We start from the raw sequence: 14,285 nt of genomic DNA, 5'->3' as shown, positions 1-14,285 counted from the left end.
CTGAAGCAGGCCTTCGGTGTGTGCTGCTTTTTCCCCTCTGTGGACCTCTGTGCCTGAACGAGAGCTGGCCAAGGCGGCGCGACCACACGCTGGGGGCGCGCCACTCTGTGGCGCGTCATGTGCTGATCCAGACGCAGACATGGCCGCGCACTTCATCGTGTCAATGTGCGACGTGCTGCAGTGCGAGGCGATCCGCGGCAGCTGGGCAGATCTCGGACGCCGACCAGGCCATGCGCCGTACGTGGCAGTGCGAGAGGCCGAAAATTCCGACCGACGTTGTCGGATGGCGCTGCCGTCATTCGTCCTTCGCCTGCAGGCACCCCGGGCGGCGCGAAGAATCGCCTGCAAAAGACGCACGTGACGGCAGCCGCGGGGGATGGAGAGGAGCCATGGCCAAGACCGACTTCCAGTCCGTGGACCAGTACATCGCCGCCCAGCCCGAGGCCGTGCGCGGTACCCTCGAACGCGTGCGCGCTATCTCCGCAAGGCCATCCCGAAAGCCGAGGAGGTGATCTCCTATCAGATCCCGGCATACAGGCTGCCCGGCGGGGTGGTGGTCTACTTTGCCGGATGGAAGCAGCATTATTCGCTCTATCCCGCCACGGATCATGTCGTCGGAACGCTCAAGGCCGAGCTTGCCGCCTACAAGATCAGCCGCGGCACGATCCGATTCCCGCTGTCCGAGCCGGTGCCGGCGAAGCTGATCGACCGTATCGCCCGGCTGCGCCTTCAGGAGATCGCCAGGCCGCCAGAGCGGAAGGTGACCAAGACGCGCTAGACGCCGATCAGATTGCCGATGGTGGATGGCCGCGCCTCCTCCGTTTGGAGGATTTCCCGGTGCCGGTGTTCTGCTAGCGATGTGTCGGGGGAACCGTCCCGGTTCTCCATCCGCAAGGGAGCCAGCGGCGGCGTCCGCCGTCGTGTGGCGTGGGGTACTCGAACCCTCGGCCTCCGCCACACCCTTGCGGACCGCTTATCATCCTCGATCTGCGCCGCCGCCGTGACGATGCCGGCGCCGGCCGTTCACGTGTGCTTTCCGCCGTTGTGACTCGCCTGGAGTCGCCGCGACGGTGATGGCGCAGACCTGGGTTTCACGGGTTGTAGAACCCGCACCATGCTTTCCCCGTTGATCACCAAAAAACGTCGCTGCAACCCACTGCATCCTCCACCTGGATGATGCGGCGTCGATTTCCTCCGCCGAAGAATGGTGCCGCGCGTAAGTAGATGGCGTGGATGGCAAGTTGTCATCCAAATGCGTGACAAAACATGGAATAAATCCGGACCAAATTCCGGTTGGATAGTCAATAGAAATACGAGTAAGAATTGCATGACATTGGGGGCTTTATAAAAAACAGCCAGTAGTCGTCTTGCGTTGCAGATGCGACGGCTATCGCGCTTTGGGGAGGCGCCAATGGAGTTCCGTGCAAACGGAAAGCGCGTATCCTTGCTCGCGGCCATTTGCGTGCTCGCGAGCACCGCGTTCGCCCTGGCCCAGGAACGGCCGGCACCGCTGACGTTCATCGTGACCAGCGACATCGGACCTCACGATGTCAGGAGCGGGGTTACCCGCGTGGTCGAGGCGGTCGCCAGTATTGCGCCCGCTGCCGTGCGCGGCGACGTCAAGGTGCAGGGCGATCTCGCGTTCTGGACTGAAAGCGAACGTCTCAGCCTGCTGCCCGGTTCGAGTGTCTGGGGCGAACTGGAGCGCCGCGACCCGCAACTGGTGTGCGCCTTCGCCAGCGATCGTGCCAGATGCGATGCCGGTCGGCGCGCGGGCGAATTCTATCTGCCTCGGCTGCAGATCGTGCCCATCCCGACGACGCGTGTCGTAACCGTGTCGGGATTGAAGATCAGTAGCCGTACAGGGGATATTGCGACGGACCTCAAGCGCAGCATCTGCCAGGTGCACGTCGGCTGGAACTTCTACGCGACATCCGATCAGTCGGTCGACGATTGCTTCGTCCGTGTGGTGCCCCAGGCGGGTGGCCCCTATGGCCACGGCAGGGTGTGCGACAACACCAAGCTCAAGCCGAACACGAAATGCCCGCCGGAAAACATCGTATGGGAAATCGTCCTGCGCGTGACCAGCTTCGCGGTCGTCATCGATGGGCCGCTTGAGAAGCGCGAACGTCAGCGTTTGGTGGCGGCTGTACAGGACCTCAACATCAAGCGCACGCCCAAGAGCGGCTTCTATGGCCGCGTTGCGGTCTACGACGAGGCGCCCGGCGGCCAGAACCTGCACCAGGCCGGTGATGGGCACAATCAATGCATCGCGGCCGAGTTGTACGACAAGGTCGGCAGTACCGAGGAATGGACCCGCCTGCGCCAGCAGATCACGTTTCCCAATCCACCGCCGTCAACCAGGTCAGGCCGCACGGCACTGATCATCCTGGACCAGAACTACGATGCGCAATGCAAGAGCGTCGACGCCTCCCGCTGGTCCCGCGAGAAATGCGCCGTGGAGACGCAGGCGCTCAAGGCTCATCCCTTCCTGAGCGGTCAGCCGGTCAGCCGCTATCAGCCGGACGGCTGCCAGGGGCCGCGGCCGTCGTTCGACCATTCGGTATCGGTCGCCGGCCTGGTGGCGGGCGGCATCGCTGCGGCGACCGGCGGTATCCTGTCGGTGGGTGACCTGTCGCACGCCAGAACGCGTTTCGCCGATACAAAGGCGTATGCGTATCCTTATATGGGCACCATTCCGATCACGGCGCCGCTGGCCGACCGGTTCCTGTGGCTGCTGCCGCTGCAGATCACCAACGGTTTTGCGGAAGCGAAGTTTGCCGACCTTCTGGGCGTGACCGTCGGCAACGGACGTCTCTACAAGGGGGACAACAACCTCGTCTTTGCGTCCGTGCCGCACGACAGCGGCGGCCAGTGTCCCGAGAACGCATCGAGCGTGGATTGGAGTGTCGATCTCGCGACCGCGCGCTGCCGCTGCATGCCGGCCTGCCTGGGCCGCATCGATGCCGGCATTGTCGTGGCGCCATTGACCAAGGCGGGCAAACCGCTGCGGCTGACGCCGGACGGCGCCAACTACCTGCTGGGGCCGGGTGTCGCCCAGATCGCGGCGCCCGCCGACGGCTTGATCACGCCGTCGTTCGCCGAGGATGCGCCGGTGTTTCGTTATCGCTCGGGATCGTCGCTTGCCGCGGCGGTGGCCGCTTCGGCCGCAGGCCTGTACTGGCATCATGACCGGGATGCCGATCCGCTCGCCGTCATGGCGCGCCTTTTTTCGACGGCGGACATCGACGATCCCGAACTGGTGGACGTTGTCCGCTTCGGAAAACTGAACCTGACCCGATTGATGCTCCCGACAATCAACCCCATCGATGCCGAGGAGGAGCTGCTCGTTCAACGCCCGACCAGCAACCAGGAAGCCGCCGATGCCCGCCTGCCGGTCGAGCGCGTCAAGTTCGACTTCGAGACCGGTCTGTCGACCGCCACGGAGAAGATACGGCTGTGCCAGATGGAGGAGGGCAGTGCCTACCTCATCCTGGTGAAGAATCTGGCGACGGGTTCGGACCCGGTCTGTGTGCCGCTCAATCGGATGCTCAGGTTGCGCATGACCGTGGACAGCAGCGGCAATCCGGTGGCGTCTGCCGTCTTCTGGAATGGACGCGGCGTGTATCCGGCCGTGCGCATCCTGCGCAACCGCTACCTCTATGGCTGCTCGCTCGCGCCGCAGATGGCGCAGGGTGATAAGCCCGCCTGCCTGAGCCGCAAGACGGACAAGGATCCGGTCGGCCTTGATATCAGGGACACCGACATCCTGTTTCCCATCAGCTTCTCGTACCGCTGAGCCGCGCGATGAGGCGACGTGCCATACTGGTGGTGATCGCTGCCGCAGTGCTGGCGGTCATGGCGCCGGGCCCTGGCTGGGCCCAGGCACTGGCACGCTATGACGTCATTCTGAAAGGCGGCACGATCACGCCGTCCAGCGGGCCGGCCCGTGTGCTGTTGGCGCCGCAGGACGTGCCGGGATACCAGCGCTTCGAGCTGGTGGGGTTGACCGATCCGCAAGGCGACTGGCGGATCGAAATCACGACGCCATCGGGGCAGCAATACGCAATCGATGCCGCTTCCGTGGGCCAGTACCTGGCATACGGCAATGTCATCGAAATACCGGTGCGTCAGGCGGGAACGGTCGAGATTGTCGGCAATGCCGCGGCGCCGCGGATACGGTACCTGGCGATGCTGCGCCAGCGCCCGACGGGGGCGAACCTGTTTCCCTTTGGCGAGGTGAATCTCGATCCGGTGTCGAGCTGGTCGGCCGATCTGCGCACCCGGTTCGCACCGGCACTCGCCTTCATCGAAACCACCAGTCCCGTCGATCGCATCGCCTGTTCGGCATCGCAGATCAGCCCGGGCGTCTACCTGACGGCATTGCATTGCCTGGGCCCTCAGGTTGGCGCCACGTGCGCGCCGCACCCGTCGACCACCATCCGGGTGCATTTCGGTGCCGCGATCCTGGACGGCAATGGGCGCCCGACGGCGGCGGCGCGCGCCGGCAGTCAGATCGCCATGCCGGTTTTCTGCGGCACCGGCACGGCTGCGATGGCGCATCCCTGGCCGCTGGACTATGCCGTCGTCATGACGCCGTCGGCGTTTCCCGGCAGCGCGCCGGTGCGCGTCTCCCGGGATTTCGGCGGCGGCAACGCCAACCTCGTCGTCGGCGCCTACCTGCCGCTGTGGGGCTCCGGCATGCAGGGCGGCGTGAATCGCGACTTCGCGCCGGGCCTGTACCTCTCGCGCGATCAGGAATGCCGGGCGTACGCGGCGCAGAACGCCTACTGCCCCGCCGGCCACGTCGCGCATCACTGCGACACCGAGCCCAGCATGAGCGGATCGCCCGTCTTGCGCCGCGATACGTTGCAGCTGGTCGGTGTCCACTACTTCGGGTCGGCGCGGCCGAACTGCGCCGTACCGTGGCCTCTCGTGATCGAGCACATGGAGAAGACAGCGAGCACCAAGGTTCAGAAGCAGATTGTCGATGCACTGAAGCAATAAACACTGGGGTTTAGGGGGACAACATGAGGATGAGCACAGCAGGCACCGCCATGGCGGTGCTGGTGGCAGCGGCTGCTTGCGCGCCGCGCGAGGCCTACAAGGGCCCCATCGCGGACTTTGCCGAGGCGCACGACCGGCTGTCCAAGGCGGTGAAGATCGAGGTCGACAACGCGGCGACGACCGCGCGGATCGTGCATGTGCGCAAGCAGGTCTTCTCGGTCGTCGAGCAGGCCGGCCAACCCAACATCCAGCTGTTCTCCGCGATGCGGTTCGCGTGCGTGCCGCTGGTGGCGAAGAAGAACGCGGAATTCCAGCGCGACTTCATTGCCGCGACGGCCAGCAACCTGAAGCAGATTTCCGCGCCGCCGCCGGAGAAGTTCGAGGACCTGGTGAAGCAGCTGGGCGAGCGCTATGTGGTGCGGCCCGACCTGGCCTTCGATGCCACCGAGGCCGAGGGCGAGTGCGTGACCCTCTACCGCAGCCCCGACAAGTGGATGGCGCGCTATCCGCGCGCCGAGGGTGCGGAATCCATCGCCGCCGTGGTGGGCGCGGCCAAGGTGCTCTACAGCCTGATCTCCACGTTCGGCCAGATCGCGCTCGCCGAGGTCGATGACATCCGGCGTGCCCGGGCTTTGGCGAACTTCTTCAACGACGAGGCCAGCGTCGCGCAGCTGAAGGCCGGCAACGCCGCCCTGCGCGACATGCTGAAACGTCGCCTGGCCGTCGACCGCGCCGTCGCGCACACGGCCTACGAGGCGAAGCACGCCGAGCTCGACAAGGCCGTGCGGGCGCTGAGGGCGGGCAACGACGGCAAATGCGGTCCCTGGCGCGGTGCCGGCCCGGGCCTGAACAGCACCGCGTTGCCCGAGGATCCCCGCTTCCGCGCCTGCTTCGATGCTCTCTGGGCCGGCCTCGAACCCAAGCTGGAAGCCGCCCTGAAGGCTGCCGCCGACTACGATGCGTTGCTGGTTGCCGTCGAGGACAAGGCTTTCGCCGATCTCGACAAGGCGATCGACAAGATGAAGCTGCTGGCCAACGGCAAGATCGACAACGTCGACGAGCTGATCGCCTTCCTGTCGGCCGCGATCCGCATCATCAAGGCCGTCGAGCAGATCAAGCAGACTGCCGAATCCGACGATACCAAAGCGAAGATCAAGCAGATCAAGGACGCCCTGGCAAAGTTCCATTGATCCGCTGTCCGGCCACCTCGGAATGGCAACGCGCGGACTGATGTCCGCGATTGTCGGTCCAAGCGCGGCGAGGGATCGTGTAGGCCCCTGTCGGTAGTCACGGGTTCTGGCGGCGCGCCGCGGCAAGAAGGCGTCCGCGCCCTCCTGTGCCGGCTTTGGGGGCGCCGGCGCCGTGTTGATGCCCTCGCACAGTGGTACTGCCGATCACCGCGTCAGCGATGTCGGCCTGTGCGCATGGCTGCGCTTGCTACTTCGTAGCGGCCTTCACGGCCTCAAATGCCCGATCGGCAAACTCGCCCAAAGATCCCTTCTGCTTCCGGTAGTCGATCCCCTGGATGACGCTAACCGTCGTGCCATCGACAGCGATGCATTGCGCGACAAATGCCCCGCTGCCATCGCGTCCACCAACGACGGTAGCGAGTTGCCCCGGATAGTTTTTCACATCAACGCGCAGACCGGCTTGTCGTGCTGTCTGGGCCACGGCGTTGCTGCAGGTCTCGATGCTGAGTCGTGCGGCGGGTGTACGTTCAACATGATAGGTCAAATTGAAATCGACATTTTGGGCCAGGCCAGGGCCGGAAAATCCAAGGAGGCTGACAGCAAATGGCAGCAGAATGGCACGTGTCATCCAGAAATCTCTCATCAGGCAGCAGAGCGAGCGGAAATGTGACCGTCGCAACGGTGCGACATTGCACGCGCGGGACACTGGAAAGGTATTGCGGCAGGGATATGGCAGCCCGTGCGCCGCCGCATCAGCCTCCTGGCGGCTGTACCGCGCGGCGCGTGAAGTCGGCGTATCAGGCCGCCAGCTGCAGGACCCTGCGGTGGATCGCTCAATGCCGGTAAGGGAGATCATCAATAGCGCTGACGCCAACAGCGCAGGATCATTCGCTGCGCTCAGAGGCTGTGATCTCATCGCCGCGCGCTGTCATTCCGAGCGTAGCGAGGAATCTTTCAGCAGTTTTTCGCGCTGTTCGCGGCCGAAAAGATCCCTCGCTACGCTCGGGATGACAGGCGTGGGCTCAAAAAATCACAGGCTGTCAGCTGAGTCGTTTCAGAACGTGACCTGCTCTGGATCCTTTCCCGGTATCCGTCTTCGGTGAAGAGAAGTTCCGGCAGAAATGATCGCGATGTCGCTCCTGGCGCAGGTCGTTTCGCTCCAGACCAAGAACGCCCGGACGCTCGATTCTATAGTGCCGGTCTCGGTGTGGTGCCGATGATTTCGGTGCCGCACAGGCATGAGGCTCGCGCGTCCGTGCGAGCGAGCCAGGATGAAATCGCCGTGGGAGTTCACATGAAGAAGCAAACGCGAAAGGCAACACCTCGCAGTGCCGGCTCGTTGGCGGTCCGTGCGATCGGCGCGGTGATCACGTTGTCGACGGTGCTGACGATGATGGCCGCGCCGTCAGTCGCGCAAACGGTAAAATCGTGCGAGGAACTTGGCGGCACGCCCACCACCTCCATGCCGGGCTGCAATCTCAAGGCAGGAACCATGCCGTTCGAGGCCACGTTCACCGGCAAGTTCGAGAAAACTATCCGGCACAGCGCGCCGGGTGCGGTATTCAAGATCACCAGCAGGTTCGATCGCCCGGTCAAGATCAACAGTGCCCAGGTCTACGTCTACGACAAGGCCGGCAAGCAGGTCACGTTCATCATAGGGGACCGCAAGCCGATCTACCTGCAAGACAGCACTGCCGGCTTGATCGAGATCGCGCCCGGCGAGACCAAGACCTTCGTGCACAGTGTCCGCCAGGAGCATCTGCCGTCCGACATGGGGGCGCTGGAAGTCGCGTTCCTGGCGTGGACGACGATGGACGGCAAGACGACATTCCAGCTCCAGCTCGACTCCCGGCAGTTCGAGGTGCGGCCCAAGGGTGGCTGGAAGTAGCACCGACCCACGATTCCAGGTGGGGCAAGTGACGGTCCACCCGTCGCGGCAGGGCCGATAGCCCTGCCGCCCCCATCAGGTCCGCAACTTGAATCGCTGAATCTTCCCTGTCGCCGTCTTCGGCAGCTCCCCCACATACTCCACCCAGCGCGGGTACTTGTAGGGCGCCAGGGTCTTCTTGCAGTGCGCCATCAGCGCGTCGGTGAGTTTGGCACCGGCGTCGTTTCCGGGCTTCAGCACGATGAAGGCCTGCGGCTTCACCAGGCCGTCGGCGTCGGCGCGGCCGACGACGGCGCTTTCCAGCACGGCGGGGTGGCCGATCAGGCAGCCCTCGATCTCGACCGGCGAGCACCAGATGCCGCCGACCTTCAGCATGTCATCGCTGCGGCCTTCGTAGATGAAATAGCCGTCCTCGTCCTGGCGGTAGGTGTCGCCGGTGTCGAGCCAGCCGCCGACCATGGTCTCGGCCGTCTTCTCGGGCTTGTTCCAGTAGTAGGCAGCCGCCGACTCGCCCTTCATCCACAGCCGGCCGCTGTCGCCCGGCTTCACCGTGCTGCCGTCGGGATCGCGGATCTCGGCGACGTAGCCGGGCACGGCGCGGCCTGAGGTGCCGGGTCGATGATCGTCGAGCCGATTGCCCAGGAAGATGTGCAGCATCTCGGTCGAGCCGATGCCGTCGAGGATGATGGTGCCGGTCCTGTCCTGCCAGCGCCGGAAGATGTCCGACGGCAGCGCTTCGCCGGCCGAGACGCAGGCGCGCACCGAGCTGAAGTCGACAGCGCGCGTCTCGAGCGCCGCCAGCTGCGCGGCGTAAAGTGTGGGCACGCCGAAATAGAGCGTCGGGCGGAAGGCCTCGATGTTGGCGAAGGTCGAGTCGGGCGTCGGTCGCGCCGGATCGAGCACCGCGGTGCCGCCGACCCACAACGGGAAGGTCATGGCGTTGCCCTGGCCGTAGGCGAAGAACAGCTTGGCGGCGGAATAGCAGATGTCGGCCTCGGTGACGCCCAGGGTGCGCACGCCGTAGAGCTCGCTGGTCACCACCATGTCGCGCTGGCGGTGCACGGCGCCCTTGGGCCGGCCGGTCGAGCCCGAGGAGTAGAGCCAGAAGCAGTCGTCGGTCGGCTTGGCCGGATGCGGGGCGAGCGCCGGGCCGGTGGCATCGGCGCCGATGCTGGCGTCGTCGGTCACCTTCAGCGCCGGCGGTGCCTTGGCGCCGAGCTGGGCCAGCGCCGGTTCGACCTCGGTGGCGAACTCGGGCGAGTAGGCGACCAGGCGGCAGCCCGAATCGTCGATCATGTAGGCGTAGTCGGCGGCGCGCAGCAGGGTGTTCAGCGGCACCGGCACGATGCCGGCCTTGATGGCGCCCCAGAACAGATGGAAGAATGCCGGGCAGTCCTTGACCACCATCAGCACGCGATCGCCGGGCTTCAGGCCGAGCGCCAGCAGGGCACGGCCGGTGGCATCGACGCGCTGCGCCAGCTGGGCGTAGGTGACGGTCTCGCCCGTCGTGCGGATCGCCGCCTTGCCGCCGCGGCCCTCCGCGACATGCCGATCGATGAAGGGCACGGCGACATTGAACGACGCCGGGATCGTGATCGTACCGTCATCGCCGATCGTGACGTTTCCAATCATCCGCCCTGCCATGACGCTGCCTCCGATGGATTGTTGGGGATTCGTTAAGTCTTTGCCACGGTTCGGGCAAGAACCCTCTCCGCCCGCGACCGCGGGGGGAGAGGGAGGGGCCCATGCCGAAGGCATGGGAGGGTGAGGTGGGTGTTGGAGCCTGACGAGATTTTCCTGGCGAGGCCGCGTCTGGGTGAGGCACCCACCTCACCCTCCCATCGCGCTGCGCGCGACGGGTCCCTCCCTCTCCCCCCACGTCGTGGGCGGAGAGGGTATGATCGCTTGACATCGTTCATACGCTGGAGCCCGCCATGGCTGATTCGTATAACCTGCAGCGCTTCGTCGAGGCGCAGGAATCCGTCATCGAGCGAGTCCTGTCCGAACTGCGCGACGGCCGCAAGCGCAGCCACTGGATGTGGTACATCTTCCCGCAGGTCAAAGGGCTGGGAACCAGTGGCACCGCCTGGGACTTTGCCATCGGCTCGCGCCAGGAAGCGGTGGCGTACCTCAAGCACCGCGTCCTGGGACCGCGGCTGCGCGACTGCGCCCGGCTGGTGCTGGCGATCGATGGCCGCACGGCGCAGCAGATCCTCGGCACGCCCGACGACCTGAAGTTCCGCTCGTCGATGACCCTGTTTGCCGCCGTGGCGGCGGACAATGCCGTCTTCGTCGATGCGTTGCAGAAATACTTTGACGGCGCGCGCTGCGACTACACGCTCGACTTCCTCGAGCGGTACTGAGGTGCACGTCTGGCGACTGTCATTCCGAGCGCAGCGAGGACTCTTTCGGCGCTGCCGGGATCGCTCTTGGCGAAAAGATCCCTCGCTGCGCTCGGGATGACAGCCTGACGCCCATTTTTTTCGGGGGCCGATTTTTGGACTCCTTGATGCTCCTTGGGGCGTGCCCATATGGGCCGCACGCCGCCTTGCGGCGGGCGTGGTGATTGCCGGAGGCTGCATCAGGACAGGAGTCACGGCGATGATGGCGTGCGGTAACAAACGACAAGTCGAGCCGACATCACGCGCACGGATATTTGTTTGTTGTGATTGTTGTCATTGTTGTCACGCGTTTTGAGACCCGCGAAATGTCCCCGGGGACGCGGCCAGACGCTGTGTCGTCCCGAGCGCAGCGAGAGATCCAGGCGTGGCGCTCGGGGTGATAGCGGAGCAGGCCGGAGGGCAGCCGACGACGTGGACTCGGCAACATCGTCGGTTCCGTCGCGCCCTTAGTTGAACCGCACGTACTGGAAGTCGCCGGGCTGGTTGTTGATGCCGCGGGCGGGTGGGGCGATCCAATGGGCGTACTTGCCGGGCTCGATGACGGCAGCGCCCATCAGCGACTGCACGAAGGCGCGGTCCTCGTCGGTCGGCAGCCAGCGGCCGGCGTTGGCCGTCCACTCGGCCTCGCTCACCACCTTGCCGTCGGGCGACACGCGCACGTCGGCGAAGGCGCCGATGCGGCGGTTGAAGGTGCGGTGCGGCAGCTTCAGCTCGAACGGGATGCCGGCGCGCTCGATCACCTTGTTCCAGCGCAATACGCCGCGGGCGCAATCGTCGATGTAGTCCTGGCGCAGCCGCTCGTTGAGCGCCGACAGCGCCGGCACGCTGCGGTTCACCAGCTGGCCGTCCGCGAGGCCGAAGATGTCGTAGGCGGCGTCGCCCAGCTTGTGGTCGTCGTCGATCTTGGTTTCCAGGAACCGGCCCTTCAGGCCGGCGGTGTAGTAGTTGGCGGCGTTGGTCGACGCCTCCTGGCCGAACAGGTCGAGCGAGACGCTGAAATGGAAGTTGAGGTACTTCTGCAACGTGGCGAGGTCGATGCCGCCCAGCGCGCGCACGTCGTCGGTCTTGTGCTCGCGCATCAGCTCACAGGTGCGCTGCACGATGCGCCCGACACCGGTCTCGCCCACGAACATGTGGTGCGCTTCCTCGGTCAGCATGAAGCGGCAGGTGCGCGACAGCGGATCGAAGCCGGATTCGGCCAGCGAGGCGAGCTGGTACTTGCCGTCGCGGTCGGTGAAGAAGGTGAACATGAAGAACGACAGCCAGTCCGGTGTCGCCTCGTTAAAGGCACCCAGGATGCGCGGCTTGTCGGGATCGCCCGAGTGGCGTTCCAGCATGGCCTCGGCTTCCTCGCGACCGTCACGCCCGAAATAGGCGTGCAGCAGGTAGACCATGGCCCACAGGTGGCGGCCTTCCTCGACGTTGATCTGGAACAGGTTGCGCAGGTCATAGAGCGAGGGCGCGGTCTTGCCCAGCAGCCGCTGCTGTTCGACCGAGGCGGGCTCGGTATCGCCTTGCGTCACGATCAGGCGGCGCAGGGTGGCGCGGTGCTCGCCCGGCACTTCCTGCCAGGCCGGCGTGCCCTTGTTGTCGCCGAAGGCGATGGTGCGTTCGGCCTCGCGCTCGGCCAGGAAGATGCCCCAGCGGTACTCCGGCATCTTCACGTAGCCGAAATTGGCCCAACCGTTGGAGTCGGTCGAGATCGCGGTGCGCAGGTAGACGTCATAGGCGTGCGTGCCGTCGGGCCCGAGGTCCTTCCACCAGTCGAGGAAGCGCGGCTGCCACGCCTCCAGCGCCCGCTGCAGCCGGCGATCGCTCGACAGCTCGACGTTGTTGGGAATCCGCTCGCTGTAGTCGATGGCCATCATCAGCCTCCTGTGCGTCGATCGCGAAGAGAAGAAGAGAAGATTCACCGCAGAGGCACAGAGAACACAGAGAAACACAGAGGATACCGACCATGGGATACCCAGGGCGCGCCAACGGCGCGCAATCTTTCTCTCAGAGAATGCCTCTGGCGCACCGCCGGCGCGCAAATCTCATTTCTTCTCTGTGTTCCTCTGTGTCCTCTGTGTCTCTGTGGTGAATCTTCTCTTCGTCTCTCTACTCGTGCCTCAAACCCGTCCCTTGTCGTACTGCGCCTTGCGGCCCGAGCCGTAGAGCTGCAGCGCACCCTCGGGCCCCACCGCGTTGGGGCGCTGGAAGATCCAGTTCTGCCACGCCGTCAGGCGGGCGAAGATCTTGGTCTCCATGGTCTCCGGCCCGCAGAAGCGCAGGTTGGCTTCCATGCCGGTCAGACCGTCGGGCGAGTAGCTGGCGCGCTCCTCGATGGCGAGCCGCACCTCGTCGTCCCAGTCGATGTCGTCGGGGGTGAACGTGATCAACCCGCGCTCGTCGGCCGTGGCGGCATCGAGGTCCTTGCCGATCTCGGCCTTGAGCGCGTCGGCCGCCTCGGGCTCGGCGAGGAAGCGGCTCTGCAGGCGGCTCAAGCCGTTGCCCATGGGCAGCGGTCCGAAGTTCATGCCGGTCAACCGCACCGTGGCCTCGGGCAGGTTGCTGCCCTCCAAGGTGCCGTCGAGCATGAAGGAACGGTCAGCCGCCAGCACCAGTTCGAGCAGGGTGCCGGTGAAGCAGCTGCCGGGCTCGACCAGGGTGATCAGGCTGCGCGAACTCACGTCGATGCGCTTCAGCGTGCGCTTCCAGTAGAGCGTGATCTCGCGCACCAACCAGTGATCGGCGTTGTCCAGCAGCAGCGCGTCGTGGGCCGCGACCCGGTCGGCGTCGCCCGCGGTATGGAACACCCAGGTGCCGATCTCGCCCTCGTTCAGGCGCAGATGCAGGATGGCGTCATCCAGCGCCCGGCACAGTGCGAGCGACCACGACGCATCGCCCTGCGCCTGCAGCGCGGCGGCGTCCTTCGGCGGTGGCGCGTCAGGTGCCTGGATGCGGAAGTGCGCCGCGCGCACCTCGCGATCGATCTCGATGGCGAGGTGCGGGTAGCTGATGCGATCGCCATCGATGGTGCGCTGAAGCGGGCTGAGCGCGATGCCCTTGGCGCCGGCGCCCGCCGCCGCCTTGGCTGCCAGTGCCTCGGCGCGCGCCTGCACTGTCTCGTCGAGCTTGCTGCGCGGCACGACGGCGTCGACCAGGCGCCAATCGGCAGCGCGCTTGCCGCGCACGCCTTCGCTCACGGTGCAGAAGAAGTCGGCGCGGTCGCGGCGCACCTTGCGCTTGTCGACCAAGCGCGTCAGCCCGCCGGTGCCCGGCAGCACCGCCAGCAGCGGCAGCTCGGGCAGGGAGACCGCCGAGCTGCCGTCGTCGGCCAGAACGATCTGATCGCAGGCCAGCGCCAGCTCGTAGCCGCCGCCGGCGGCGGTGCCGTTGATGGCGCAGATGTAGCCCTGGCCGGAGAACTCGGTGGCGTCCTCGATGCTGTTGCGCGTCTCGTTGGTGAACTTGCAGAAGTTCACCTTATGCGCATGCGAGGACACGCCCAGCATGTTGATGTTGGCGCCCGAGCAGAACACGCGGTCCTTGGCCGAGGTCACCACCACGGCGGCAACCTCGGGATGCTCGAAGCGCAGGCGCTGGATGGCGTCGTAGAGCTCGATGTCGACGCCCAGGTCGTAGGAGTTCAGCTTCAGCCGGTAGCCCGGCTTCAGGGTGGCGTCCTCGCGCACGTCCATCGCCAGGGTCGCCACGCGGCCGTCCACCGAGAGCTTCCAGTGGTTGTAGCCCGCGGGCGCCGTCCGGAAATCAACCGTGGGCTCTGTCCCGTTGCCTGCCATGGGGTCCGCTCCC

The 14,285-nt window shown here is 65.6% G+C and carries 11 protein-coding genes; 7 read left to right on the top strand and 4 right to left on the bottom strand.

The annotated features are described in order from the left end of the window. Positions 1-389 precede the first annotated feature (389 nt). The 5 genes from FQU96_RS42965 (at position 390) to FQU96_RS39200 (ending at position 6,197) form a co-directional block, all read left to right on the top strand. Positions 390-512 carry a hypothetical protein gene (locus FQU96_RS42965; RefSeq protein ID WP_255468843.1) on the top strand — a complete coding sequence of 41 codons (123 nt, stop codon included), beginning with the start codon at positions 390-392 and terminating at the stop codon, positions 510-512. Next, positions 509-778, top strand: a complete 270-nt coding sequence (locus tag FQU96_RS39215; protein ID WP_218575056.1) for an iron chaperone — start codon at positions 509-511, stop codon at positions 776-778. The genes FQU96_RS42965 and FQU96_RS39215 overlap by 4 nt, the downstream gene beginning before the upstream one ends. A 633-nt stretch (positions 779-1,411) precedes the next feature. Then, a complete protein-coding gene (locus FQU96_RS39210) occupies positions 1,412-3,799 on the top strand; it encodes a hypothetical protein (protein WP_146546876.1) in 2,388 nt (795 codons plus the stop codon). An 8-nt stretch (positions 3,800-3,807) separates the two neighbouring features. After that, positions 3,808-5,007, top strand: a complete 1,200-nt coding sequence (locus tag FQU96_RS39205) for a serine protease (RefSeq protein ID WP_146546875.1) — start codon at positions 3,808-3,810, stop codon at positions 5,005-5,007. Between the two features lie 29 nt (positions 5,008-5,036). Further along, entirely contained in the window at positions 5,037-6,197 is a 1,161-nt protein-coding gene (locus FQU96_RS39200) for a hypothetical protein (protein WP_146546874.1), read from the top strand. Between the two features lie 247 nt (positions 6,198-6,444). Here the strand turns inward: FQU96_RS39200 and FQU96_RS39195 are convergent, their stop codons facing one another. Further along, the gene (locus FQU96_RS39195; protein ID WP_146546873.1) at positions 6,445-6,825 is read right to left on the bottom strand and encodes a DUF6180 family protein; all 381 of its coding nucleotides are present in this window, start codon (positions 6,823-6,825) and stop codon (positions 6,445-6,447) included. A gap of 666 nt (positions 6,826-7,491) precedes the next feature. On the opposite strand from FQU96_RS39195, the gene FQU96_RS39190 reads away from it, so the two are divergent. Next, positions 7,492-8,085: a hypothetical protein gene (locus tag FQU96_RS39190; protein WP_146546872.1), complete on the top strand. Its 594-nt coding sequence runs from the start codon at positions 7,492-7,494 to the stop codon at positions 8,083-8,085. 75 nt (positions 8,086-8,160) lie between these two features. Here FQU96_RS39190 and FQU96_RS39185 read toward each other — a convergent pair whose 3' ends face one another. After that, positions 8,161-9,729, bottom strand: a complete 1,569-nt coding sequence (locus FQU96_RS39185) for a benzoate-CoA ligase family protein (RefSeq protein WP_255468842.1) — start codon at positions 9,727-9,729, stop codon at positions 8,161-8,163. 290 nt (positions 9,730-10,019) lie between these two features. On the opposite strand from FQU96_RS39185, the gene FQU96_RS39180 reads away from it, so the two are divergent. Next, a complete protein-coding gene (locus tag FQU96_RS39180) occupies positions 10,020-10,448 on the top strand; it encodes a DUF1810 domain-containing protein (protein ID WP_146546871.1) in 429 nt (142 codons plus the stop codon). A gap of 485 nt (positions 10,449-10,933) precedes the next feature. Here FQU96_RS39180 and boxB read toward each other — a convergent pair whose 3' ends face one another. Continuing rightward, the gene (gene boxB / locus FQU96_RS39175; RefSeq protein WP_218575055.1) at positions 10,934-12,352 is read right to left on the bottom strand and encodes a benzoyl-CoA 2,3-epoxidase subunit BoxB; all 1,419 of its coding nucleotides are present in this window, start codon (positions 12,350-12,352) and stop codon (positions 10,934-10,936) included. A gap of 246 nt (positions 12,353-12,598) precedes the next feature. Continuing rightward, a complete protein-coding gene (gene boxC / locus FQU96_RS39170; protein WP_146546869.1) occupies positions 12,599-14,272 on the bottom strand; it encodes a 2,3-epoxybenzoyl-CoA dihydrolase in 1,674 nt (557 codons plus the stop codon). Positions 14,273-14,285 lie beyond the last annotated feature (13 nt).

The organism is Reyranella sp. CPCC 100927, from assembly GCF_007859315.1.
Taxonomy (GTDB): domain Bacteria; phylum Pseudomonadota; class Alphaproteobacteria; order Reyranellales; family Reyranellaceae; genus Vineibacter.
Note: the sequence above shows the minus strand (reverse complement) of the source record. Positions and strands in the feature narration are given on the sequence as shown.

Bases quoted from the DNA above. Each gene is read 5' to 3' on its own strand.
- FQU96_RS42965 (WP_255468843.1), top strand. From the start codon at position 390: ATGGCCAAGACCGACTTCCAGTCCGTGGACCAGTACATCGCCGCCCAG.
- FQU96_RS39210 (WP_146546876.1), top strand. From the start codon at position 1,412: ATGGAGTTCCGTGCAAACGGAAAGCGCGTATCCTTGCTCGCGGCCATT.
- FQU96_RS39205 (WP_146546875.1), top strand. From the start codon at position 3,808: ATGAGGCGACGTGCCATACTGGTGGTGATCGCTGCCGCAGTGCTGGCG.
- FQU96_RS39200 (WP_146546874.1), top strand. From the start codon at position 5,037: ATGAGCACAGCAGGCACCGCCATGGCGGTGCTGGTGGCAGCGGCTGCT.
- FQU96_RS39195 (WP_146546873.1), bottom strand. From the start codon at position 6,825: ATGACACGTGCCATTCTGCTGCCATTTGCTGTCAGCCTCCTTGGATTT.
- FQU96_RS39190 (WP_146546872.1), top strand. From the start codon at position 7,492: ATGAAGAAGCAAACGCGAAAGGCAACACCTCGCAGTGCCGGCTCGTTG.
- FQU96_RS39185 (WP_255468842.1), bottom strand. From the start codon at position 9,729: ATGGCAGGGCGGATGATTGGAAACGTCACGATCGGCGATGACGGTACG.
- FQU96_RS39180 (WP_146546871.1), top strand. From the start codon at position 10,020: ATGGCTGATTCGTATAACCTGCAGCGCTTCGTCGAGGCGCAGGAATCC.
- boxB (WP_218575055.1), bottom strand. From the start codon at position 12,352: ATGGCCATCGACTACAGCGAGCGGATTCCCAACAACGTCGAGCTGTCG.
- boxC (WP_146546869.1), bottom strand. From the start codon at position 14,272: ATGGCAGGCAACGGGACAGAGCCCACGGTTGATTTCCGGACGGCGCCC.